Origin of the sequence: Clostridium aceticum (genome assembly GCF_001042715.1) — a bacterium.
Taxonomy (GTDB): Bacteria; Bacillota; Clostridia; order Peptostreptococcales; family Natronincolaceae; genus Andreesenella; species Andreesenella acetica.
On the sequence record NZ_CP009687.1, the window covers coordinates 2,737,637 to 2,759,086 of the forward strand.

The window sequence follows — 21,450 nt, forward strand, 5'->3', positions numbered from 1 at the left end:
TACAGTTAAAGTGATATTACCCATTTCTATAGCTTCTTTAACTGGTTTTTTTAAAAATTTATAGGGACATTCTTTCACCACATTCCTATAGTGATACAACCTTGTAGATTTGGCAGGCAAAAGACCATAGTTCCATTTCCACCGTATTTTAACTTCTTTATTTTATCTAAAAATACGTAGTAAGTACCATTAGACTCTTAAAACATTTTATATACCAACCCTGGATTGTCATTCATTGCATAATAAAATGATATTTTTTCAGCAGTACTCTGTCTCATATCCATTATCTTTTTGGGCAGATTCAAGGAGCATTGCCAATTGGTCAACCTTACGTCTTCAAAGACATTTATTTCTGTAAAAAGACAAAGCTGCCAGTATTCCTGCATAATATCTTGAGGAATTTCAATTGAAACCCTTGGAAAACAAAGAGATTCATCCTTTTTCCAATTCATAGCTGAGTACTTAAATGCTGTTTCCTTGTCTAGTTCAAACACTCTACCTAAAAAACGGTAATAATCCTCCCCAGTCCTGGTTAAACCTATCATCCTGTCCTTATTTTTCTCGGGACTCATAAGGACAGCATCTATTGTTATATTCTGAGGTATCAAAATTCCCCTTTGCTCCATTTGAGGAACAAGGTTCATGGTAATGGCAACCTGAGGCTCTTTTTGTAGTGCATTTTGCATTGTTTCGGTAATAATCATATGTACTGACCTACTCTTATCCAGTTGGTATTTCGCTGCATCACATTCTACGATTTTTATGATATAGTCTTCAACCTGAAAGGCCTTGATAACCTTTTTAAGAGCTTTGATGCTGGTGGGATTTATTTCTAGTAATGTAAAACTTATCTCTTCGCTGGAAAAAACTGAGGTTAATGGTATCGCCAGAGCAGCAAAAGGACCTGTCCCAGCATACACAATATGTAATGGTCTTATATCAAACCTCTCTAGAGCAGTCTTTATACCTTCGTAAACACCCCTTATGAAACGCTTAGTTCTTAATATCTCCTTCACACATATTGCAGCCCACGTGGCTCCTATGGCCTTACCATTTGAAACGAAGATATCATTCCTATTCTCCTGTGTATCTAAATCAATTTCTGATACAGAAACAAAAAGTCGATATAAGTCATCTATAGCTTCTGTCAATTCATTATATTGATCTTCTGGTTGCAGTAATATCTGGGTAATCTTGGTTAAAGGTTTTTCAACATTATCCATTGTAGAATATCAACTCTCACTTTCTCTTTTATTATTAATGGCACATACATAAATGTATAAGACTACTGAAAAAACTGCATCTTCTTCGTTACTGCTAAAAATCAGCACCTTTAGAGATGTCTCAATTAGATGCTAAATACAGTTTGTAATTAATTTCTACATTATCCTTAATTTTCCTCTAAAATAATTGGGATTTTTCTAAAAATTTATCGACAGGAAAGAAAAGTTTCTTCCCTGTCGATAAATAGATTCATTACTTATTCTTATTACAGTTCTTTTGTGTTGTTCTATCATATTTTATTACATGTGATAAGTCAAAGTTACATAAACCACGTAAAAACTGTCTTGTCTTTTTTTCTTTTACCTGTATCTATACACATTTAATCTAATTTCATTTAATAAAGCAACCCAAGACGATTAAAAGGATAAAGTCTTACAAATGCCTTTCCTACTATATCCTTCATATCTATCAAACCTATGTCTGGATCCCTACTGTCCGCACTATTGCCCCTATTATCACCTAGTACAAATATCTTTCCTCCTGGAATAATTAAATTTATATTTCCTTCTGTATAATCGGTCTTTATATAAGCTTCATTTAAAATCTCACCATTCTTTATAACTTTTCCATCACTGATAGTAATTTCATCTCCAGGTATTGCAATAACTCTCTTTATAAGAAGTTTACTTTTGTCTTTACTGGATTTTTGATTTAACTTAAATACAATAATGTCTCCTCCTTCAGGTTTGTTTAGTTTGTAAAGCAGACGACTTAATATCAAAAAATCATTGTTTTCCAGAGTATTTTGCATTGAATCTTGTTGCACAACAGTGGGTTTTACAAATGTAGTGATTATTAAAGCACTAATTAATGATATAACAATAGCCTTAGCCCATTCAATAATTTCTCTTCGCATCTTATTCCTTCTCTCTATAATTTTAATTTTTCATATAAATTACTTTTTCTTAAAATCTTATTTTTTAAAAATAGATTATATATACGGCTTAAGCTTCATTCTCTATATTGTATTACATCTAATTATTAAAACATAATTTTCAAAGTTTAAGTTTTAACCCTACCTTATGTATCTAAATTTTGTACAAATAAAATACTATTAATTTCATAATGTTTCCATACCAATTTCACCCCAAAACAGTTAAGAATAAGTCTACCCTGCCAGTACAAGTATTTTTCACCACAAAAATAAGTCAAAGACATGATCTTACCTATAGGAAACTTGTTATAGTCTAAACTACACGTTAAATTAATTTTACCTTTAATTTCACTTTAACCTATGAATTTTTGCAGAAATATCTTCTCTATTTGCTATGAACTGCTTATCCCATAAGTGTATTAAAATCTCTTATTTTTTTATTTCGATGCTAGTCTCTATTTTACCTGCATGAAAATCAAACACTCTAAACTTTCACTTGTCATCATTCTACAATTTAACCATGATAAAAAGTACCTACCTAAGCAGCAGATACCCTTTATAAGCCTTAAATCTTCAACACAATATTTACTTAACTCTACCAACACCCTCAGCCTCCGGCATCACTTTGATACCATGAGGATAAGTCTAGGAGTTTATAAGAATTTTTAAAACCACACCTTCTGTTAGTTTTCCAAAGTGCTGATCCTGTTTTTGAACAACGCTTACTAACACGCAAGACACAAAACAATACCTTTACTTTTTGTTATTAAGCTATGCTAAAGATATTATATCAATATTTTCAAAGTCCAACGTAACTATAGCAGTATTAAATTTGACTTCAAAAAGTACAAGAAATTGCCCTGCTTGATTAATCGTCTCTTCATAGCCTGGGATTTTTGATATAAAACTATCTTTTACATCAAGAATGCTGAGGTTACTTTTATTAACCTGTGCTTTTGCTTTAACGTGTTCATTCCCTTTATGAGGAACTGTTGTAAAAGCTACATTTCTATTTTGCTCAAATTCTTTAACCTTATCATTATCTCCAAAGGTTGCAAAAAACAAAGTTTGAGAAGTCTCATCGTAAATGAAATTAACGATCCTAACATTACACATATCATTAACACTTGTGGCTAAAGCAATTTCCGTTTGGGTAGCCATAATTCTTTCAAATTCACTCTTAGTATTCATATTGATATCTCCTTTGTTTTATTTGTTATTTATAGTATACTGTTAAAAGGTGTCATTACTTGATACCTTTTAATTATTGTGAAGGGAAATCAAGTATGGGAAAAGCGGAAAGAATAAGCGACATGATGATCTATTTAAATAACAAAAACTACTTTAATCTAAAAGATATTATGGAAAGATATAATATTTCAAAAAGTACTGCCTTAAGGGATATACAATCTCTTGAAAAAATTGGTATGCCCATATTTTCTGAAGCCGGGAGAAATGGAAGATATGGCATCTTAAGAAATAGGTTATTATCACCTATCGTTTTTACAATTGATGAAATGTATGCTCTATATTTTGCAATGATTACATTGAAAGCCTATGAATCAACACCATTTCATTTAAGTTTATCAACCTTAAAAAATAAATTTGAAACTTGTATTTCTAATGAACACATAAATGCAATTCGTAAAATGGAACAAATATTAAGTTTTGAAGTTTCAAAGCACCATAATAGTAGTCCTCTTTTAAAAAATATTTTAAGGATGGCAGTAGAAGAAACAGTTTGCAAAATTACTTACAACAAAAGAGACACAGTAACACAATTCTTTGTGCAATTCTTTAATATTTCTGCTAGCTACGGTCAGTGGTATGTAACCGCATTTAACTTTGATACAAATAAAGTTCAAGTATTTCGTTGTGATAAAATTATTACGCTGGACGAAAGCACTATCTATTCCTCAAAGCCAATAAAGGAGTTAACAAACTTTTCAGCTAATCCTTTTAAACGCAAGGGAGCCATCGATTTTGAAGTTAGTATACTATCTAAAGGAATCGATTTATTCTATAAGGAACATTACCCATCAATGCAACTTCACATTGAGGGACATCAGTATATTATTCGGGGATTTTATAACAAAGGAGAGGAGAACTTCATTGCAAACTATTTTCTCAACTACACAGACAATATTATTTCTATCAAACCACAAAAGCTTAAAAAGTTATTGCAAGATAAGATTTCTATTTTACAAAATCATTATAAAAACTTATAGAACTTTAAAACCTACTTTTCTTCAAAGCCTCCTGCTAAAAAGGTAGTGTTCTAAAGGTTCTTCCTTTTCCGTAAGTAATAGATGTAAATGATTGTCCATTAAGTAATAGGCATATATTTGATATTTACACTTTTCTTTATACCTTAATAAGGTTTCTAGTACTCGTTTCTTATCTTCCTTAGCATTATCATTACCTCAAGTTTGGTTTATAATTGCACTTTCTGTTAATCAACAATAGATATAGCTTTTTAATGCTCTAGAATAGACGCTGTAGTAGAGGGAGTAGTGGGAAGAAAGAACTCCGTCCCTTTCGTCCCTTTCAAAAAACATTATTGTAAAAAGCCATAGATTAAGCCCTATTTATGATAATTATCTCATAGATAGGGCTTCTTTCATATGTAGACTGTATTTGACAGATACTAACAAAACCTATTACTGTTGTCGAGCTTTTGCTTTTTTATTAAATAGCACAAAGATAACCGCTATTACTGCAAATACACCAATTACTACCGGTACCTTTGGTATGTTCTTTTCTTCAACACCTTCTTTATATTCCGCTCTGTGACCCATGCCATCATCGGCTATAGCGCTGTGAACCTTCATGCCTGGATCAAAATGAAATTTACCCTCTTCATCTACTGGTCCCTTTCCCAACTCATTTCCTTCTTCATCATAGATGGTGATTTCTGTTCTTGGTGAAAAACCCCCACCATCATATTCCACCTTTAATACTCCTGGCTCCTCCAGCTTTAAAATCATTCCATGCGCAAAGGAGGAGATAGGCATCAAAAGAATGAGGCAGATTAAAAAAAATACACTACTTCGCTTTACTATTGTTTTCATACAAGCACCCTCTCTTCTATCCAATCTTTTTTGTTTTTGTCGATAAATTGTACTGCAAAAGCAGTAACAATACCTTCTACTATCATAAGCGGTGCATGCCCTACCATTGCAATTTTTACAACTGAAAAATCTCCCGCTGCAAATCTTGCATCCGTCAGTGCCAGTAAAAAAATCAGTATAATCACAGTCATTACAACCGATATAGCACCTATTATACCTCCCCTAGCAGCAGGTTTCTTGATAGGCATTTTTTTATATAATACATAGGATAAATATGCCGGTAGTGACAGCATGACGGTATTTGCCCCCAGTGAGGTTATCCCTCCATGTCTAAATAGCAGGGCCTGTAGCAATAGTGCAGGAAAAAAGGCAAGAGGTGCTTTTTTCCCAAGGATTATACCAATTAGCCCACATAACAGCGGATGTACCGAGGTAGGCGGAACTGGAATAGAAATTAGTGATACTGCAAAAAATGTTCCTGCCATCAAACTTATTTTAGGAATCTCTTCATCCTTGATTCCCTTAGCTGCAACCGCCATACTGGCTATCGATACCCCATATGATGCTACAATCACCGGGGTACTTAAGACTCCATCGGCTAAATGCATAGATAGCACCTCCTAAATATTTATTAATGACTGTGTCCTTCTGCTTCATGCTCTCTTATTGGCAAAATCTCTACTTTATTTTCATCAAAGATTTGCATATTGCTTTCTTGTGGAAAATGCTCCGTTACAATGGCGTAGGTGCCCTCTTCCTTTATAGTGAAGTGAATATGTCCATGATCTTCACCCATTTCAAAGGTATAAGCGTAATCCGGCCTTGCTTCAAAAGTGCTGTCCTGTTTGATTACTTCCTTTTCAGTCAACATTAAGTGAGATGCATGATGATCTAAATCGACAATATTACTTCCCATCTTTATAAAACCAACATCCATAGTTTCATCTTCACTTGCACCAAAATGAAATAAGTAACTTCCTGCCTTGAACTCAAACTCTCCAATCCATTCGTAATCTCCATGGTCATGTCCTTCTTCACCGTGTTCCTCCTCGTCATGATCACCTGCATCGTGCTCTTGTACTAGGTTCTGCTCTTCCTGTTGCACTTCCCCTACCCCTGCATCACTTTCATTTCCTGTACTACATCCTGCTAGACCCACCGTCAATAGCAAAATTAGAACCATAATCATTGAAATCTTTTTTTTCATTTCTTTTTCCCCCTTGTAAAATATATATATTAAAGCACTAGACTTTAATAGACAAATTTTTTACTTAGATACTCTTTGGCTTCCTTTATATTTTTAGGTTTGTACTCACTATCTTGGAATAAATCATACAGCATAGGCTTTACAAGTCCTGCCTCTAAATAGGTTTCATCCTTGGTTAAGACCTCCGATGCAACACCACTTTTTAGTATCTTGCCTTCCCTCAAAATAACCACGTTATCCGCCCATTCATAGGTTAAATCCACATCATGGGTTGAAAACACAATTGTTTTTCCTTCCTTTACCCAATTATTTAACAGTTCTTTAAAATAAAGCAGTGTATGCCCGTCCAATCCTGAAAACGGCTCATCACAAATAATAATACTTGGCTCCAAAACCATTAGTCCAGCTATTGCCACTTTCTTTTTTTGTCCTAAACTCAGCTGATAGGGGGGATAGTCCAATAACTCTTCAATTCGCAAGTCCCTGGCAGCTTTTCTGATACGCTCGTCCTTTTTCTTTTCAGGATATTTATAGTTATCTAATCCGAACTTAATGTCCCGATAAACAGTTGTAGAAAACAATTGATGATCAGGGTAATCAAACAAAAATCCTACTTCTTGTCTGATTCTCCTAAGATTTTTTTCCTTTACCTCCATATTCAGTACTTCTACCGAGCCTGTTTGGGATAAGGTCATGCCATTTAAATGATACAGTAGCGTCGACTTGCCACTGCCATTGACTCCCAGTATGGCAGTTTTTTTGCCGCTTTCAATATCTAAACTCAGATTGATTAATCCTCTGCGATTATTTGGATACGTAAAACTTAAGTCTCTAATTTTGATTACCATCTTACACCTTCCCATCAATTATTAACACCACGGTTAAAAATAGGATGAATATACAAGCTTCAATGATTAAAACCTTATTTTTAAATTTTCCATTTCTTGCCTCCCCTTGAAAACCTCTGGACTTCATTGCATTAAAGACCATGTCACTGTGATGAATACTTTTAAGAAAAAATCCCCCAATCCATTCACCAAAAATACTAAGGGATGATAGTCCCTTCCTTTCACCGATTCCTCTACTGCTTAATGCTTTTCTACCTATCTGTACGTCCTCATTGATCATATGAAAGTACCTAAAGGTAAGTGCCAATATCCTATTAAATATTTGAGGCAACCCAATATTTAGTATTCCATCCACTAGATAAAGGGCTGAATATTTAGCGACAATGGTTCCCAGTATAATAGAGGAAATCAAGATTTTACCAATAATCATCATTGTGAAATCTATGTCTTCCAAGGTTCCTCTTAGTATGTACCTTATTATAATGGGTAGCAGCATCAAAATTACAAAAGGTACTACTGGTTTTATCAGCCTAATAAAAAATTTATTCTCACAGGTAACAATAGAATATACGATAGCAACACCAGCAGTTATCAGCAATAACCTGTAGCTTTCTATAAAAGATATATAAAATAGAAGAATAAAAAGACTAACCATCATGTTTTCAGGCTGGATTCGGCATCTTTCAAACTTAGTTTTCATTTTTTTCACTCCATCCCTTGCTACTACAGAGCATTATTAAAGCAGGACAGTATACTGCACTGTTTATATATTCTCTGGATTTGCTTAGTTCTACCTTTTTTGACTTATAGATCTAGAAAACTTCCAATTTATTTGCTTTATCCCATTGACATATTACCGTAAAATTTCACAAATAAACTTTTCAATAAAAAAACTCCTAGCATATACCTTTATTAGGTACTTAGAGACTGGGAGCATAGTCAATCATTTTGATAAATCAAATAGACGGCCTCCATTTCCTCGTAGAGCACATGTCACAAAGCTACAGGCAGGTTTTCTGGCTCAAGTCTCATCATCCCTTCAACCTTCCCGATTACTCAGTGGTTTTTCTGAAAGAACTCTTCTTTTACAGCGGCGGGACCGCGTGGGATTTTCACCCAACTTCCCTTTTAAGTTGCTCATCAAACAGATGAACAACACCATGAAGCTTATATGAAGTTTTTATTTTTAATCCATCAATATGGATATTGCATATCCATTGAAATGTTTTAAATAGTATTTTTTCTTTTTATCAACAAGTATTCAAATAAAAAAATCTAACCTTGAAGGTTAGATTTTATTTTAGGCGCTTACATTCCATAATAAAACCTTTCCCTCCGAAAGTTTATTGTTGTTCTGTGAATATAGGCAGGTTTCCTGGCTCGCATATCAACCTACTTCCTCACCTTCCCAAATAAATGGTGGATACTGAGGTTTCGTCCATGCATACAGTAGCGGGGGCTGCGACGGATTTTAACCGTACTTCCCTTTTATCCCCTGTAAAAGAGGCACCTATATTCTTATTTTGTTGTCTAGCTTTTATAAATAGTATTATTTTCTATATATTAGTCTAATCGATTCGCTGTTAAAAGTCAAGTGATTGTTTAAGTCAATCTTTCCTGCCTAGTAGCAGTAATCCTATGACAACTAATATACTTATATAACGTTTTTTCAAAGTACCAACTCCTTATATGCTTCGATGAACTTTATAGATTAAATGCTATGGATAAAATAGTAGAAAGCTATAGATACAATCATTGCACCTCCGATGATAACTATACTCTTCCAATCCAGTTGGCTGATAGTTATTGTGTCACTTCCCACACTTGATTGTGGATTATGGTACTTCTTCTTCAACCATAGCATTGCTATAATTGCAATTAAAATGATTCCTAAACTAAATAGATGTGCAATAGATATAGGTCCAAAAATCATAGGATTTGTTCTAAAGAATTCAACAATGAATCGGTTGACTGAAAATCCGATGATGTAAATAAAGAATATTTGTCCGTCATATTTAGTATTTTTTCTTTTGTTCCATAGAATAAGGAATAGAACATAATTTAGGATTGCTTCATAGATTTGAGCAGGATGCAATAATTGTCCTCCAACCTCTACTCCCCAAAACCAACTTCTATTCATAGGCACTCCAAACACATCACAACCTACCCTGCCAATTGCCTGCCCGATAATAATGGCAGGTGCAAATGCATCAGCAGTTTTCCACATGGGAATACTTTTCTTCTTCATATACCAAAGTGCAAATGCTGTACCTACAATTAAAGAACCTTGAATTGATAGCCCACCCTGTTGTAGCATAAATATTTCCTTAGGGTTTTGTATATAATAAGTTGGATTAAAAGCCAATATATAATTTAATCGAGCACCTATAACCCCAAATATAACTGTATATAAAGCTAAATCCATCAACTTATCCTTATCTAAGCCTTTTCTCTTAGCCTCTGATAAGATGATTAAAAAACCTACTAAAATTCCCAACGCAATGGTAAGCCCAAATAGATGGACTGAAAATCCTCCAATATTAAATAATAGTTTCATTGTTTGATCTCCTTTCATGACTAGTAGCTCAACTATTAAATGGATAGCTAGTCATAATCTATATACCTTCTATATACAATGCAATATTCATGCCAATTATAAAGTCCAGCATTCTTCAATACTGGACACTATAATTATTTACTATATTTTATCATTGAAAGCGTTTCATCATATTCAGTCTTGAACCATCACTATCCATCATTGAGTTATGCATATTGATCATTCCTTCTCTTCCGATGGATTCCATCATCCTTGACATATTTCCATAGCCATTGTCTCTCGTCAATGTAATCATTTTTTCATAGTCTTCATCTGATAGATTATTCATAAATTCGTCCATAGATTTAAAATCGCCATTTTCCATCCATTGAGCCATATCCTCAAAACCATTTTCCTTCATAATTTCAATCATTTCTTCACTATTTCCACAGTGATTATTATTTCCTCTATAGGTTGTTCCTTCAATCCTAACCCTTTCTTGTACATCATTTATTCTTTTTTCATTTGCCCCTTGGGCGAAGGCATAGCCTCCTATGGATACTGCTGCGATAATCCCTGCACTTACTATAACTACTACTCTTTTTTTCATAATCTTTCCCTCCTCTATAAATTATAAAACTTTTTATACAATTTTTCTTCTTGTCTATATTATAGAGGAGGATTTTGAAGAAATTATGAAGATATTAGGTTTGTTTTTCTATTTTTTTAATTACAAAGCTATGAAAATAACATAATAAAGGAATTAGTGGCACATATATACGCTAGGATTTTTATTTAACTAAGAAATAAATTACTACTGCACCAATTGCTACAAGAGTAAAAATGAGCATCATATTTGAACCACCAGTTGAATGTTCATTTTCGTGATTTTGATGATTTATATCATTATGTGGTCTATGATTATGTCCACCTCCACAGCATCCCATCTAGATTCCCCCCTTTCACTTGTTCTCTACTATAGAAATTTAATGTATAATAAATACTACAGAGATTGTAGCATTTTAAACATTTAGTTAAAACTTCTTTAAAAGAGCTTTATTTCTTGCTATCTATATTGAAACCAAATTACGTAGACTTAATCAATAGTCTATTAACTCCTTTTAGCCTTCTCTTCTTAACTAAGTGGTTTATCAAAACTACAGTAATTATTATCACCAACTTTCCTACAAATAGCTGTATCTCTGTTACAGGGAGAATGTTAGCTAACTCTAAGGAGTAGGCATATACAAATGTAGTTATTAGTTTGGCCACAGCTGCTATAAATACAAAACTTTTAAATGATACCTTACTAGCTCCTGCTCCAGCACATATGATATTGTCTGGTAGTACTGGTAAAATGAATAATAATCCAATAATAACCTCTCCATTTTTCTCAACCAGTGTAGTATATTTATCAAATAATTCTTCTTTACCTAATCTCTTTACTATTTTTTGTTGAGCATATCTTCCCAAAAAATACATAGTTATAATACCACTTAATATACCAAGATAACCTATTATAAAACCTTTTAAAGGCCCTAATGTTAAACTGCCACCCGTGATAGTAACCATTTCCGGTGTAAATAGTAATATTGGTTGAATAAAGGCAATTAAAAAGTATATTAGACCCATGATGTCCCCCTTTGCACAGTATCGTTTCTCTAGCAAATCTTATAAGGCAAATACTACAAAACTGTAGTATTTGCAACACCTATTATTATTAAGTATGACCTAAATCTAAACTCATATTGTGAATTCTCAATACCATCTCCAATATATTGAGATTATGTCATTTAAACTCTCTGCCGCTTTATTTTTGATCTTTTACATTTTTATCATCTACACGACAACAGCTTTGACTTTTTTTACCTTGATGATGGGTTTCATGACTATGTCCCCCACAGCAACCACCTCTTCTCATCATAAAAAACATTAAGCCGGCCACCAATGCAACAACAATTAAATCACCCATATATATCCTCCTCCTGAAATACTTTATAAAACACCTACTAATTCTTTGTCTGATTTTCCTTATGTTATATACCGTTATTTTACTAGGACCCAATTTCGTGGGGCTTGCTTCCAACTTCTATTTTTTAATCACTTCATAAGTATTCATGTCTACCACAGCAATATCTGTTGATTCTAAGTTGGAAACATACATTATTTTATTGATGTTAAAATAAGTCTTGTTTCCATTCAAACTCCCTAGAGGCTATCCCATCCAAATTTGTTATCTCAATACGAATGTACTCTTTATCTTTATAATCAAGCTTTCTTCCTTGTTGTTCCCTAGGAACCTTAACCATGCCCGACACATGGTGTCCTCCGCCTTCCACCATTGTCCATTGGATATCTTCTGTAATTTTCACTTTATCTCCAACGTATAGAAGTGTCATCTGGCTCAAATCATAGTCATCTAAATCAACTGAGTGTGTGTTTAAGGCTACGTCAAAGTTAAAATAATCATCGTCTTCCTCTATAGGGTTTAGAAAAGTAACTCCTACCGATACACTGCCCTGCATATCTACCTTATATAGATCCTCGTTAAAAGCATCCACTACTTCATAGTCCTCTTCATATGCTACTTCATCTTTTGTATTATCTTGGTATGCATTGGTGTTATTAACTTCCTTGCTTTCATCCACAAGCTGACTATTGTCTACTGTGTTTTGTGACAGTCTTGTAAAAGTACCGAGTCCTACAACTATTACCCCAACAATAGCTATACTAATAATCGCTATGTTCCTTTTATTCTTCATATATTTTTGTCTCCTTTCTGAAGTATTTTCATATATTTTTCATAACTTTATTAACCTCTATCAAGATAAGTATTATCCTGCCACTAAACCCCATTTGATGCTAAATAATTATAGGAGAGTCGTGAGACCCTCCTATAATTATTGATTTTGTCCCCTAGGATTTTGTTCCCCATGACAATCATCATTCTTTTTTCCTTTGAACATAAACACCATCATTCCAATGTGCATTAATGGACAGATTAGAAAAATTGCATAGGGTGCTAATCTTCCTATAGGCCCTACTTCTAACCCTAACCTCGGCAATAGCAAAATCACTGCCAACGGAATTAAACAACACAGCAACATTAACAATCCATGATTTTTACCTTTATGATTCATCTAATTTCCCCCATTCTATTTTTTTCCTTTCATCTTTTGCTTTTCTTTTTGATTTAAATCACAGCAGTCCATCTTTCCTTCGCCAAAATTCTTCTTATTAGCATCTTCTATGGATTTAAGCAATTTCTCAAACCATTTCTTCACGCTACCCCTCCTAATATTAATGAAGTTAGTTGTTACTTATTAATTAGCTTATCTAATAACAATGCAATTATCATGCCAAATTAATTGAATAATAATTTTTTCTGCTAATATAGCCTTTCTCTGTTATGTGCACTCTAAAACAGCTAGCATTATCAAACTATCTTTATACTCAAATATTTTACGGAAATGCAATAGCAAATCAAACTAGTTTTATATGGTTTCATTTCAACAAAACTTTCTCTTTTACATACTGTGAAATCAGTATATCCAACGCTTGACTTATGTGTAAGATCTCATCATCTATGAATTCCTTCCTAATTAATTCTTCGTTTAGTTTTTTCCTCAATTCCTCTATTTCTATGGTAGAAGACCTTCTGCTTTCATCCATTTTTATATTCCTCCTCCCTTGTCCATTTAAATATTTTAGTTTGTGTTTCTATGTGAATCCTTGTAAGCCCTATTCTCCTCCCAAAAATCTAAATAAAAGTATTGTCCCAATAATAGCCGGCTGATGCATTAAATAAATAGAAAGAGAGTTCTTACTTATCTTTGTTACTAACCGATTTTCATAGTTAATCTTAAAGAAACTTTGTTTATTTCTATAAAAAATTTTATAAACAATAACCCCCATTATAAATGCTGAAAGATATGGAATAATGGGATAATAATCTACTGTATTAAATTCACTATGCATAATCCCTAAAGGAAGTAACAAGCTTGTATTTACTAAAATATCATTAAACATAGCTGAAATTAATATAAAAATCCCTGATAGTAAAAGTAAAATATAATTATTTATTCTTTTTAGCAAAGGAAACAGGATCATGCCAGTGCCTAATAAATGAAGTATACCAAATCTAATATATTGTTCTCTTATTACTATATAGGTAACTATTGTGATTCCCATCCCTAAACCTAAGACCTTCACCCCTCTTTTAAAGGAATCTCTGCTAAATCCACTACTTATTCCCGAAATAAATATAAAGATTAATGCTGCTATTCTACCTTCCCAATACCAAAATCCACTTTGGTAATTTATGTCTATACCTGCGAACTCATTTAAATCATATACAATATGAAAAATTATCATTAGAGTAATTGCAATGGTCCGTAATAAATCTATTTCAAATATCCGTCCGTTTCCCATTTTTTCACCCCAGTTGATAAATAGATTTAGTATATTGAAATTTCAATAAACAAACTTTTTAAATCTTATATTGTCAATCATTCGCCCATCTTCATTATGCTTACATACACAGATCCGACCTTTTTTATAGACAATTTCTACATAACAATTTCTACAAAAATAAGTAGTTCTGGATATTTTGCCTATGGTAGTTTCATGACAGTTAGGACACTTGCTTAATTTATCCTCCATAGTATCTCCCCCTACTAACATTGATTTTTAATTTATTTTTCCACCATGCGGTGTAGGTTTTGCTACAGTTGGTTGTGCCTTTTGTTGCTTCTTTTTTAACCAATTCATAACTAACAATGTTGTACCAATAATTAGAACGCTATAGACATGTGTAATGGATATGGGTCCTGCAACCATTGGATTCACTTTAATGAACTCAGCAATGCAGCCATTAATAGAAAAAGCAATGAGATACATCATAAATTTCTGTCCATCATACCTAGTATTTTTACGCTTATTCCATAGTACGAGGAATTAGATATAGTTTATAATTGCTTCATAAGTTTGAGCTGAATGCAGTGATCTTCCCTCTACTTCAACTCCCAAAACCATGCCTTTGACATAGGAATACCAAATAAATGAATATTTAATCCGTCTATGCTAAATAACTGCACCATTTTTATTCTCCTTTCCCTACGCTGTCAATTGTAAAATTCATTATAGTTTATATATGCAAGGTTAATGCCAAACTATAAAATTTTAACTTGGTAATATATTTTTATTAAAAAGAACCTATCTTTCTCTTTAACGCCACCATATTTCTTATCACATGATTATTATCAAATGTCTAATTATTTGCTAGCTCATTTAATATCTAATTTCTCTTTATTCTAAATTAAAAGTATGAAGATACTATGAAGTTTTTCTTGAGTCAACTTTCTCAGTTATAACCTTATAACAAAAATAAACCGGTTAAGGCAATATCAGATTTACCCTAACCGGCATAACGATCTATTCAATTTCACATTTAACTTTTGTCCCTTTGCTTGTCCCTTACTCCTTATAAATCTTTAATTTCTACTACCTTACATTCGGCTTCTTCTACTGCTATTTCAAGTTTATCATTACTTACTTCGTATAACAGTTCAACTATAACATTTTTCTCTGAAAAAATGACATCTACCGAATTAATTCCATCAATTCCCAGTAAAGCTTTCATAACCTGTGAAGCACAATATTCACACTCCATACCATCAACTAGTACTTTCTTTGTCATTTCATAATCACCTTTTCAATTTTTATCATTTATTTAACTAAACATTATAGAACCATGCCCAGAATTAGTTTAGTCTTCTATATCTTTAATCTCTGCAAGACTTTTCCTTACTGTAATGGCACAGAATGACTTTTTGACAATAGTACTTCTGCAACATTTAAACCTCTCCGATAATATTCAATTTGCTTAATTATATTGTAGTAGTCATCATCATTTTCAACCATGGACTTAATATCATTACTTTGCCTTTTTATCTTATTTAAACAATCTATAATAGCTTCTTTGTCTTCCAATGATAGTCTTGTAGGTTTTTTCTCTTCTATAAGAAAGCCCAACGTCTTATTTAATTTATTCATAATGTTTTCTTTAGATTTCAACAATTGCGCTATAACCTTTTTCTTTTTCATAAGATATCCTCTCCTCTTAAATTTAAAATACTATACCCATGTACTGTATTTTCTTTAAACTTAATATACCATACCTCCCAATGGTATGTAAAGATTTTTTTGAAGCTTTTTTAAAAGTCGTAACTCTCCCTTAGTATAGCATATTAACTAAGGTATACCTTGATTAGTATGGTTTATCTGTACTGGTACACAAGTGTTTTTCCTGCCTTGCTTATAAGGTCAACTTATCATTATACTGAAAGTACCATTCCTGCTGAATACATATGCATGATTTAAAACCTGAATTTCAATATATACAGCCTATAATTTCACTCTAATATGTTAAAGTTCATAACGTACATCTAAGCAAAAAGTATGGAATGAAGATTTAGAGAACTAAAGAAAATCAAGGAAAAGATTATGAAGTTAAAAAATGCTGAAGGGGGATACGTGTATGGAAGAAAAAATTTATTCGATTGATCCTGCAACAGAAGAACTTGCCAGAAAAGCTGCAAACGAAGGAATCGAAACTTTATGGGACAGAAAAAAAGCCATGAAAACACCTTGTGGTTTTGGAGAGCAAGGCCTTTGTTGTAGGATATGTGCCATGGGACCCTGTAGAATAAGTCCCACAAAAGATAAAGGTGCACAAAAGGGAATTTGTGGAGCAACAGCAGATGTTATTATTGCTAGAAATTTAGCTAGAATGATTGCAGGTGGAACAGCTACTCACTCTGATCACGGAAGAGATATAGCACATGTCTTACATATGGCAAAGAGAGATGGGAACTATAAAATAACCGATGAGAAAAAACTTTTAAACTTAGCCAAAGAATGGGAAGTAGAAATAGAAAATAGAGACATCTATGATATCGCCCACGAAGTAGCTGAAATTGCATTAAAAGAATTTGGAAAACCTTTTGGAACTTTACGGTTCTTAGAAAGAGCGCCTGAGCAGAGAAAGAGCGTATGGGAAAAGAATGATATAAGAACTGGTGCTATAGATAAGGAAATAGCAACGATTATGCATTCTACACATATCGGATGTGCTGCTGACGCGAAGGATTTAATCCACAAGGGAATGAGAACCTCACTTGCTGACGGTTGGGGAGGTTCTATGATTGGTACAGAATTTAGTGATATCTTGTTTGGCATGCCTGTTCCAAGAGAAACAGAGGCAAACTTAGGTGTCTTAGAAGAAGATCAGGTAAATATTATCGTACATGGACATGAGCCTTCTTTATCTGAAATGATGGTTCTGGCAGCAGAAGACCCAGAATTATTACAGCTTGTAGAGGAAGTTGGAGCAAAAGGTATAAATTTATCTGGTATGTGCTGTACATCCAATGAAGTTGCTATGAGACATGGGGTGAAAATAGCAGGAAATTTAAATCAACAAGAACTTGCTGTGTTTACAGGAGCAGTAGAAGCTATTATCGTAGATGTGCAGTGTATATTTCCAGCCCTTGCTCCACTGACAAAATGTTATCATACGAAGTTTATTACTACCTCTCCAAAAGCTAAAATTACAGGTGCAACACATATGGAGTTTGAAGAAGGAAAGGCACTGCAGTCTGCCAAGGAGATTGTGAGAGAAGCTATTTTGAATTTTAAAAATAGGGATGCAAAAAAAGTATTTATACCCAAAGCGAAATCTCCCGCAGTAGTTGGATATAGTGTTGAAGCTATAAAAAAACAATTAGATAAAGTTGTAAATTCACAAATAGATGAGGGCGGAACATTAAAACCTCTTGCTGACTGTATAACTTCTGGTGTTATACGAGGAGCAGCGGGGGTTGTTGGGTGCAATAATCCAAAAGTGAAGCATGACTATGGCCATGTGGAACTTATGAAAGAATTAATCAAAAACGATGTTATTGTTGTAACTACGGGATGTGCAGCACAAGCAGCAGCAAAAGCTGGATTGATGAGTAAAGAAGCAAGAAAACTTGCCGGAAAAGGTCTTGCAAAAGTATGTGAACTAGTAGATATACCGCCAGTACTCCATATGGGTTCCTGTGTTGATATAAGCCGCATACTTGTGCTAGTGTCTGAGCTCGCTAAGCTATTAAAAGTAGATATAAGTGATTTGCCGGTAGTTGGTGCAGCACCAGAATGGATGTCAGAAAAAGCTATTGCCATAGGAACCTATGTAGTTACTTCAGGTATTGATACTTGGCTTGGGGTGGTTCCTCCAGTAACAGGTAGTGATCTAGTTGTTGATATATTAACGAACAAGGCAAAAGATATAGTAGGAGCAAAATTTCATGTAGAACCTGACCCTCACAAAGCAGCACAGCAGATGATTGAAAGAATTGAAGAAAAACGAGAAACTTTAGGGTTAGCAGCAGAAGCATAAATCGATAAACTCCTCTAGTTAAGGCTAATATCAAGGAATCAGGTGGAAATGCCCTCTCCCCCCCTCCACCTGATTCCAAATTCTTTTATAGAACTTGAAGATCTTCATCCAGTAAAGTATTTAGTAAAAAAGCAAGTTAGCATTAAGTAATGCTGAACTTGCTTTTTCATTGATTTAGAAAATAATTATAGATACTAAGCATACCATCCTTAATTTGTTGATTATCTGTCTTGGAAATACTAATTTTTATTAAGTTCATTTCACGATTTTTTTCCAAATAACTTTCTCGAATATCTTTAAGGATAATACCTTTTCTAGCAAGTTCAGGTAATATCACATCATATTGTATAGGTTTAGGTGATTTCATAGAAAGAAAAAATCCGGTATGCGGAATATTGGCATCTAAAACTTCACGATTAAAATTATTGCAAATACTTTTTAAGTAATCCATACGATTCTCGTATATACGTCTTAATCGTGTTACGGATCTTTTGAACATTCCATTATTGATATATATATCTAAGGCACCTTGTGGAAGAATCGAAGTATGAATGTCAGTCCACTGTTTATATGTTAAAAACTGAGGTGCTAGTATTTCTGGTAAAACTACTGCTGCAATTCTTAATCCAGGCAATAAGATTTTAGAAAATGTTTTTAGATAAATAACTCTATCACTGGTATCTAGTGAATATATAGGATCATTGCGGGAATCTGTATCTAAATCTGAAAGATAATCATCTTCTAGAATATATACATCATATTTTTGAGCTAATCTTAAAATTTCTTTTTTCTCATCCATTGAATAACTACTTCCAATGGGATTATGAAATCTAGGTACTATATAGAAAAACTTAATATCTTCTTCTTGAAAAATTCTCTCCAATCTATTTAGATCAATTCCATGAAAGTTTCTATCTATTCCAATCGTTCTAACTGAATGCAGCTGTAAGCTTTTAATCATTCTATCGTAGGTAGGGTTTTCTACTAAAATCGTGTTTTTACCATTGGGAAACTGCAAATTCGTTAGTATGCTTACTGCTTGCTGTGAGCCTGATGTAACGACGATTTGAGTAGGTTTACAAAAAACTTGATAATTCTGGAGATGTTTTCTAAGGGTTTCGATTAACGAAGGCAAGCCCCGCGTTTCTCCATAAGAAAACAGGTGCATTTTATATTTTTCCATAGCTTGATCTAAGCAATGATGAAATTCATCGTAGGGAAGTATATTCATGTCAGGAAGTACTGTAGAAAAATATATGTTTGATTTACTTAAGTCTTCTTCTTTATGTTTTGATACCAAGTAATATCCACTTTTAGGGACAGAATAGATAAAGTGATCCTGCTCTAATTCTTTATAGGCTCTAATTACAGTTAACTTACTACATTGAAATTTATCTGCAAGTGATCTTATAGAAGGTAGTTTCTGTCCTGTTTTTATTTTCTTTTCCTGTGCTAAATTTCTTATATAGTCAACAATCGAAGTATATTTATTCAAGTCAATTCTCCCTTCTATAATTACTACATAAAATTTCCCTATGATTGTCTGTATATTTCTTATCTTAATTATACTAAACTTTTCCTGTTATTATTGACTCTACAAATTGGAATTTACTTTATTTATTACTTCCATGTTACTGGATAATCTAAATGCCCTGGTAGTTTTGTTTTTCTATTTCCTTTAGCAGAATTGATTTGTCTTTGTGTTAAGAAAACAGCCTCTCTTAAATCAGAATTACTAAAATTCGTATCTCTTGTATCAGCGCCTAAAAAAACTGTTCCGTCAAATATGCAACTATCAAAATTACTTGCAATTAATAATTTCATGCCTAGGTCTAATCCACTCATATCTCTTTTTTTAAAATTTCTTCCTAAGAACTCTGTTATATCCTTATTATCACTATCTTTAAAAAACTTTATAATATAATTACAGACTTGCTTTAAGATGATATTAACTTTGTTTCTATAACTCTCAATATCAATATCACGGATACTTTGTGGAGTAGAATTACATAGGGCTTCATTTTCATTAATCAAATTTTGAATATCACTCCATAATTCTTTTGCTGGAATTATTATTTTTGATTCTTCTAAGAAATAACGCATTTGATATAGTTGAAAAATAATCACAAAAACATCAAATATTTCTTCTGATTGCTCTTGTGAGGTTTGCCATGTCTCACCTTTATAAATATATTGTGTTACATGCTGTCCTGCCCCAAAGCAGTCATATCCTATGCAACCTTTCATATTACGCTTCTCCAATTCATGATGAATCTTACAACGATAATCACTTTGTAGTTTTGTGCAAGGTTTACCTGCTTTTTTATTCTCTGGAAAACCATCTATTTTTGAAAAAAATAATGCTGTACAACATAAACCACTGCATTTTGAGCAATCTACTTTAAATTGCTCTAATCTTTCTTTGTTTTTTTCATGTACCTTCATACCATAGTCTCCTCAAATTTGTATTTCATAGTTTAATCATGTAATTTAAACTTTTAATAATACCATCTCTAATTATATGTCACATTTTTCGTTTGATATAAAACACTACAAGAAACATCCTTTACTATAAGTATGTTTCTGCATAAAAATTTAAGAATCCTTTAAAATACTAAATAAAATCCACAGTAAGCTCTGTATATTAAGCCATCCCTCTCTTAAGCTTCATTTATGTATATATCCTATAAAATGTTAATTTATTGCAAAAATTTTATAGCCTTAATAAACTAGTAATAATTTTTGTACTGAATACAATACGTGTTAAGTTAGATTAAGTTGGTAATACAAGTTCACCAAAATTCATAGCTAAATCCATCTATGACTTACTTCTTTTCTTTATGATAATAACAACCAATTAAAAGAAGTTTGTCTGGCAAGCAATTTCTATTGTTCTTTTAAATTTTATAAAGTAATTTAATCATATCATTAGTCTCAGTTGAAAGAGTATACTAATCTATTTTAGTAACTCTTTCAAAAGGTTTATTTTCCTTATTTGTCAGAACTTAAGGATACATAGATCTGCTTGAAAGAGTTATTTTAGATAACTTTTGACTGTCTAGTATTGTATACATAATATATAATTATACCAATGAACTGCCAACGATTTCCGACATTTTTCGGTAAAAACAAAGACAACTCTAAAGTGAAGCCATTACTCAATTTTTGATGAATTATAAAAGTATAA

The 21,450-nt window shown here is 32.8% G+C and carries 27 protein-coding genes and 2 riboswitches; of the genes, 2 read left to right on the top strand and 25 right to left on the bottom strand.

The features are described 5' to 3' along the window. Nucleotides 1-197: 197 nt before the first annotated feature. From CACET_RS12680 to CACET_RS12690, 4 genes are all read right to left on the bottom strand, one after another. Nucleotides 198-1,223 (bottom strand): SAM-dependent methyltransferase, encoded by a 1,026-nt coding sequence (locus tag CACET_RS12680; RefSeq protein WP_044824707.1) that lies wholly within the window; start codon nt 1,221-1,223, stop codon nt 198-200. A 395-nt stretch (nt 1,224-1,618) separates the two neighbouring features. Beyond that, entirely contained in the window at nt 1,619-2,140 is a 522-nt protein-coding gene (gene lepB / locus CACET_RS12685; RefSeq protein ID WP_044824706.1) for a signal peptidase I, read from the bottom strand. Nucleotides 2,141-2,803: 663 nt separating this feature from the next. Next, nucleotides 2,804-2,899 carry a DUF2196 domain-containing protein gene (locus CACET_RS21365; protein WP_423229893.1) on the bottom strand — a complete coding sequence of 32 codons (96 nt, stop codon included), beginning with the start codon at nt 2,897-2,899 and terminating at the stop codon, nt 2,804-2,806. 30 nt (nt 2,900-2,929) lie between these two features. Beyond that, nucleotides 2,930-3,349: a pyridoxamine 5'-phosphate oxidase family protein gene (locus tag CACET_RS12690; RefSeq protein ID WP_044824705.1), complete on the bottom strand. Its 420-nt coding sequence runs from the start codon at nt 3,347-3,349 to the stop codon at nt 2,930-2,932. 95 nt (nt 3,350-3,444) lie between these two features. Between CACET_RS12690 and CACET_RS12695 the strand changes: the two genes are divergently transcribed. Further along, nucleotides 3,445-4,386 (top strand): helix-turn-helix transcriptional regulator, encoded by a 942-nt coding sequence (locus CACET_RS12695; protein WP_044824704.1) that lies wholly within the window; start codon nt 3,445-3,447, stop codon nt 4,384-4,386. Between the two features lie 432 nt (nt 4,387-4,818). Here the strand turns inward: CACET_RS12695 and CACET_RS12700 are convergent, their stop codons facing one another. From CACET_RS12700 to CACET_RS12770, 19 genes are all read right to left on the bottom strand, one after another. After that, nucleotides 4,819-5,229: an Ig-like domain-containing protein gene (locus CACET_RS12700; RefSeq protein ID WP_052661391.1), complete on the bottom strand. Its 411-nt coding sequence runs from the start codon at nt 5,227-5,229 to the stop codon at nt 4,819-4,821. Further along, nucleotides 5,226-5,837, bottom strand: coding sequence for a CbiM family transporter (locus tag CACET_RS12705; protein WP_044824703.1), 612 nt, complete (start codon nt 5,835-5,837; stop codon nt 5,226-5,228). Before CACET_RS12705 ends, CACET_RS12700 begins: the two co-directional genes overlap by 4 nt. A gap of 23 nt (nt 5,838-5,860) precedes the next feature. Further along, complete coding sequence (locus CACET_RS12710) at nt 5,861-6,436, bottom strand: hypothetical protein (RefSeq protein ID WP_044824702.1); 576 nt, start codon at nt 6,434-6,436, stop codon at nt 5,861-5,863. A gap of 44 nt (nt 6,437-6,480) precedes the next feature. Then, nucleotides 6,481-7,284: an energy-coupling factor ABC transporter ATP-binding protein gene (locus CACET_RS12715; protein WP_044824701.1), complete on the bottom strand. Its 804-nt coding sequence runs from the start codon at nt 7,282-7,284 to the stop codon at nt 6,481-6,483. A gap of 1 nt (nt 7,285) precedes the next feature. Then, complete coding sequence (locus tag CACET_RS12720; RefSeq protein WP_044824700.1) at nt 7,286-7,984, bottom strand: energy-coupling factor transporter transmembrane component T family protein; 699 nt, start codon at nt 7,982-7,984, stop codon at nt 7,286-7,288. A gap of 289 nt (nt 7,985-8,273) precedes the next feature. Further along, nucleotides 8,274-8,462, bottom strand: a riboswitch (cobalamin riboswitch). A gap of 170 nt (nt 8,463-8,632) precedes the next feature. After that, nucleotides 8,633-8,813: riboswitch (cobalamin riboswitch) on the bottom strand. 182 nt (nt 8,814-8,995) lie between these two features. Then, nucleotides 8,996-9,841 (bottom strand): prolipoprotein diacylglyceryl transferase, encoded by an 846-nt coding sequence (gene lgt, locus CACET_RS12725; RefSeq protein ID WP_044824699.1) that lies wholly within the window; start codon nt 9,839-9,841, stop codon nt 8,996-8,998. 151 nt (nt 9,842-9,992) lie between these two features. Beyond that, the gene (locus tag CACET_RS12730; RefSeq protein ID WP_044824698.1) at nt 9,993-10,430 is read right to left on the bottom strand and encodes a hypothetical protein; all 438 of its coding nucleotides are present in this window, start codon (nt 10,428-10,430) and stop codon (nt 9,993-9,995) included. A 181-nt stretch (nt 10,431-10,611) separates the two neighbouring features. Then, nucleotides 10,612-10,767 carry a hypothetical protein gene (locus CACET_RS20520; protein WP_158386059.1) on the bottom strand — a complete coding sequence of 52 codons (156 nt, stop codon included), beginning with the start codon at nt 10,765-10,767 and terminating at the stop codon, nt 10,612-10,614. Between the two features lie 139 nt (nt 10,768-10,906). Beyond that, nucleotides 10,907-11,452, bottom strand: coding sequence for a TVP38/TMEM64 family protein (locus CACET_RS12735; RefSeq protein ID WP_052661389.1), 546 nt, complete (start codon nt 11,450-11,452; stop codon nt 10,907-10,909). 178 nt (nt 11,453-11,630) lie between these two features. Next, on the bottom strand, nt 11,631-11,792 hold the full coding sequence (locus CACET_RS20725) for a hypothetical protein (protein ID WP_169747294.1): 162 nt from the start codon (nt 11,790-11,792) through the stop codon (nt 11,631-11,633). 205 nt (nt 11,793-11,997) lie between these two features. After that, nucleotides 11,998-12,582 carry a hypothetical protein gene (locus CACET_RS12740; RefSeq protein WP_044824697.1) on the bottom strand — a complete coding sequence of 195 codons (585 nt, stop codon included), beginning with the start codon at nt 12,580-12,582 and terminating at the stop codon, nt 11,998-12,000. 138 nt (nt 12,583-12,720) lie between these two features. Then, nucleotides 12,721-12,960: a DUF2933 domain-containing protein gene (locus tag CACET_RS12745; RefSeq protein WP_044824696.1), complete on the bottom strand. Its 240-nt coding sequence runs from the start codon at nt 12,958-12,960 to the stop codon at nt 12,721-12,723. Nucleotides 12,961-12,975: 15 nt separating this feature from the next. Next, nucleotides 12,976-13,104 carry an LDCC motif putative metal-binding protein gene (locus CACET_RS21155; RefSeq protein ID WP_278287080.1) on the bottom strand — a complete coding sequence of 43 codons (129 nt, stop codon included), beginning with the start codon at nt 13,102-13,104 and terminating at the stop codon, nt 12,976-12,978. A 220-nt stretch (nt 13,105-13,324) separates the two neighbouring features. Beyond that, entirely contained in the window at nt 13,325-13,492 is a 168-nt protein-coding gene (locus CACET_RS19890; protein WP_082058186.1) for an aspartyl-phosphate phosphatase Spo0E family protein, read from the bottom strand. A gap of 69 nt (nt 13,493-13,561) precedes the next feature. After that, nucleotides 13,562-14,251, bottom strand: a complete 690-nt coding sequence (locus CACET_RS12750) for a heparan-alpha-glucosaminide N-acetyltransferase (RefSeq protein WP_044824695.1) — start codon at nt 14,249-14,251, stop codon at nt 13,562-13,564. Between the two features lie 42 nt (nt 14,252-14,293). Then, entirely contained in the window at nt 14,294-14,482 is a 189-nt protein-coding gene (locus CACET_RS12755) for a hypothetical protein (protein WP_044824694.1), read from the bottom strand. A 27-nt stretch (nt 14,483-14,509) separates the two neighbouring features. Then, nucleotides 14,510-14,722 carry a hypothetical protein gene (locus CACET_RS20815; RefSeq protein WP_052661388.1) on the bottom strand — a complete coding sequence of 71 codons (213 nt, stop codon included), beginning with the start codon at nt 14,720-14,722 and terminating at the stop codon, nt 14,510-14,512. A gap of 580 nt (nt 14,723-15,302) precedes the next feature. Continuing rightward, nucleotides 15,303-15,518, bottom strand: a complete 216-nt coding sequence (locus CACET_RS12765; RefSeq protein WP_044824693.1) for a heavy-metal-associated domain-containing protein — start codon at nt 15,516-15,518, stop codon at nt 15,303-15,305. Nucleotides 15,519-15,625: 107 nt separating this feature from the next. Continuing rightward, nucleotides 15,626-15,925, bottom strand: coding sequence for a metal-sensing transcriptional repressor (locus tag CACET_RS12770; protein ID WP_052661387.1), 300 nt, complete (start codon nt 15,923-15,925; stop codon nt 15,626-15,628). Between the two features lie 433 nt (nt 15,926-16,358). Here CACET_RS12770 and cooS point away from each other — a divergent pair, with 433 nt between their 5' ends. Further along, nucleotides 16,359-18,263: an anaerobic carbon-monoxide dehydrogenase catalytic subunit gene (cooS, locus tag CACET_RS12775; protein WP_044824692.1), complete on the top strand. Its 1,905-nt coding sequence runs from the start codon at nt 16,359-16,361 to the stop codon at nt 18,261-18,263. 166 nt (nt 18,264-18,429) lie between these two features. Here cooS and CACET_RS12780 read toward each other — a convergent pair whose 3' ends face one another. Together CACET_RS12780 and CACET_RS12785 are read right to left on the bottom strand one after the other, a co-directional pair. After that, nucleotides 18,430-19,758 carry an aminotransferase-like domain-containing protein gene (locus tag CACET_RS12780; protein ID WP_044824691.1) on the bottom strand — a complete coding sequence of 443 codons (1,329 nt, stop codon included), beginning with the start codon at nt 19,756-19,758 and terminating at the stop codon, nt 18,430-18,432. 125 nt (nt 19,759-19,883) lie between these two features. Continuing rightward, a complete protein-coding gene (locus CACET_RS12785) occupies nt 19,884-20,708 on the bottom strand; it encodes a pentapeptide repeat-containing protein (protein WP_044824690.1) in 825 nt (274 codons plus the stop codon). Nucleotides 20,709-21,450: the final 742 nt, after the last annotated feature.

What these genes read in the sequence shown, in the direction of transcription:
- CACET_RS12680 (WP_044824707.1), bottom strand. Translation starts at nt 1,223, where the DNA reads ATGGATAATGTTGAAAAACCTTTAACCAAGATTACCCAGATATTACTG.
- lepB (WP_044824706.1), bottom strand. Translation starts at nt 2,140, where the DNA reads ATGCGAAGAGAAATTATTGAATGGGCTAAGGCTATTGTTATATCATTA.
- CACET_RS12690 (WP_044824705.1), bottom strand. Translation starts at nt 3,349, where the DNA reads ATGAATACTAAGAGTGAATTTGAAAGAATTATGGCTACCCAAACGGAA.
- CACET_RS12695 (WP_044824704.1), top strand. Translation starts at nt 3,445, where the DNA reads ATGGGAAAAGCGGAAAGAATAAGCGACATGATGATCTATTTAAATAAC.
- CACET_RS12700 (WP_052661391.1), bottom strand. Translation starts at nt 5,229, where the DNA reads ATGAAAACAATAGTAAAGCGAAGTAGTGTATTTTTTTTAATCTGCCTC.
- CACET_RS12705 (WP_044824703.1), bottom strand. Translation starts at nt 5,837, where the DNA reads ATGCATTTAGCCGATGGAGTCTTAAGTACCCCGGTGATTGTAGCATCA.
- CACET_RS12710 (WP_044824702.1), bottom strand. Translation starts at nt 6,436, where the DNA reads ATGAAAAAAAAGATTTCAATGATTATGGTTCTAATTTTGCTATTGACG.
- CACET_RS12715 (WP_044824701.1), bottom strand. Translation starts at nt 7,284, where the DNA reads ATGGTAATCAAAATTAGAGACTTAAGTTTTACGTATCCAAATAATCGC.
- CACET_RS12720 (WP_044824700.1), bottom strand. Translation starts at nt 7,984, where the DNA reads ATGAAAACTAAGTTTGAAAGATGCCGAATCCAGCCTGAAAACATGATG.
- lgt (WP_044824699.1), bottom strand. Translation starts at nt 9,841, where the DNA reads ATGAAACTATTATTTAATATTGGAGGATTTTCAGTCCATCTATTTGGG.
- CACET_RS12730 (WP_044824698.1), bottom strand. Translation starts at nt 10,430, where the DNA reads ATGAAAAAAAGAGTAGTAGTTATAGTAAGTGCAGGGATTATCGCAGCA.
- CACET_RS20520 (WP_158386059.1), bottom strand. Translation starts at nt 10,767, where the DNA reads ATGGGATGCTGTGGAGGTGGACATAATCATAGACCACATAATGATATA.
- CACET_RS12735 (WP_052661389.1), bottom strand. Translation starts at nt 11,452, where the DNA reads ATGGGTCTAATATACTTTTTAATTGCCTTTATTCAACCAATATTACTA.
- CACET_RS20725 (WP_169747294.1), bottom strand. Translation starts at nt 11,792, where the DNA reads ATGGGTGATTTAATTGTTGTTGCATTGGTGGCCGGCTTAATGTTTTTT.
- CACET_RS12740 (WP_044824697.1), bottom strand. Translation starts at nt 12,582, where the DNA reads ATGAAGAATAAAAGGAACATAGCGATTATTAGTATAGCTATTGTTGGG.
- CACET_RS12745 (WP_044824696.1), bottom strand. Translation starts at nt 12,960, where the DNA reads ATGAATCATAAAGGTAAAAATCATGGATTGTTAATGTTGCTGTGTTGT.
- CACET_RS19890 (WP_082058186.1), bottom strand. Translation starts at nt 13,492, where the DNA reads ATGGATGAAAGCAGAAGGTCTTCTACCATAGAAATAGAGGAATTGAGG.
- CACET_RS12750 (WP_044824695.1), bottom strand. Translation starts at nt 14,251, where the DNA reads ATGGGAAACGGACGGATATTTGAAATAGATTTATTACGGACCATTGCA.
- CACET_RS12755 (WP_044824694.1), bottom strand. Translation starts at nt 14,482, where the DNA reads ATGGAGGATAAATTAAGCAAGTGTCCTAACTGTCATGAAACTACCATA.
- CACET_RS20815 (WP_052661388.1), bottom strand. Translation starts at nt 14,722, where the DNA reads ATGATGTATCTCATTGCTTTTTCTATTAATGGCTGCATTGCTGAGTTC.
- CACET_RS12765 (WP_044824693.1), bottom strand. Translation starts at nt 15,518, where the DNA reads ATGACAAAGAAAGTACTAGTTGATGGTATGGAGTGTGAATATTGTGCT.
- CACET_RS12770 (WP_052661387.1), bottom strand. Translation starts at nt 15,925, where the DNA reads ATGAAAAAGAAAAAGGTTATAGCGCAATTGTTGAAATCTAAAGAAAAC.
- cooS (WP_044824692.1), top strand. Translation starts at nt 16,359, where the DNA reads ATGGAAGAAAAAATTTATTCGATTGATCCTGCAACAGAAGAACTTGCC.
- CACET_RS12785 (WP_044824690.1), bottom strand. Translation starts at nt 20,708, where the DNA reads ATGAAGGTACATGAAAAAAACAAAGAAAGATTAGAGCAATTTAAAGTA.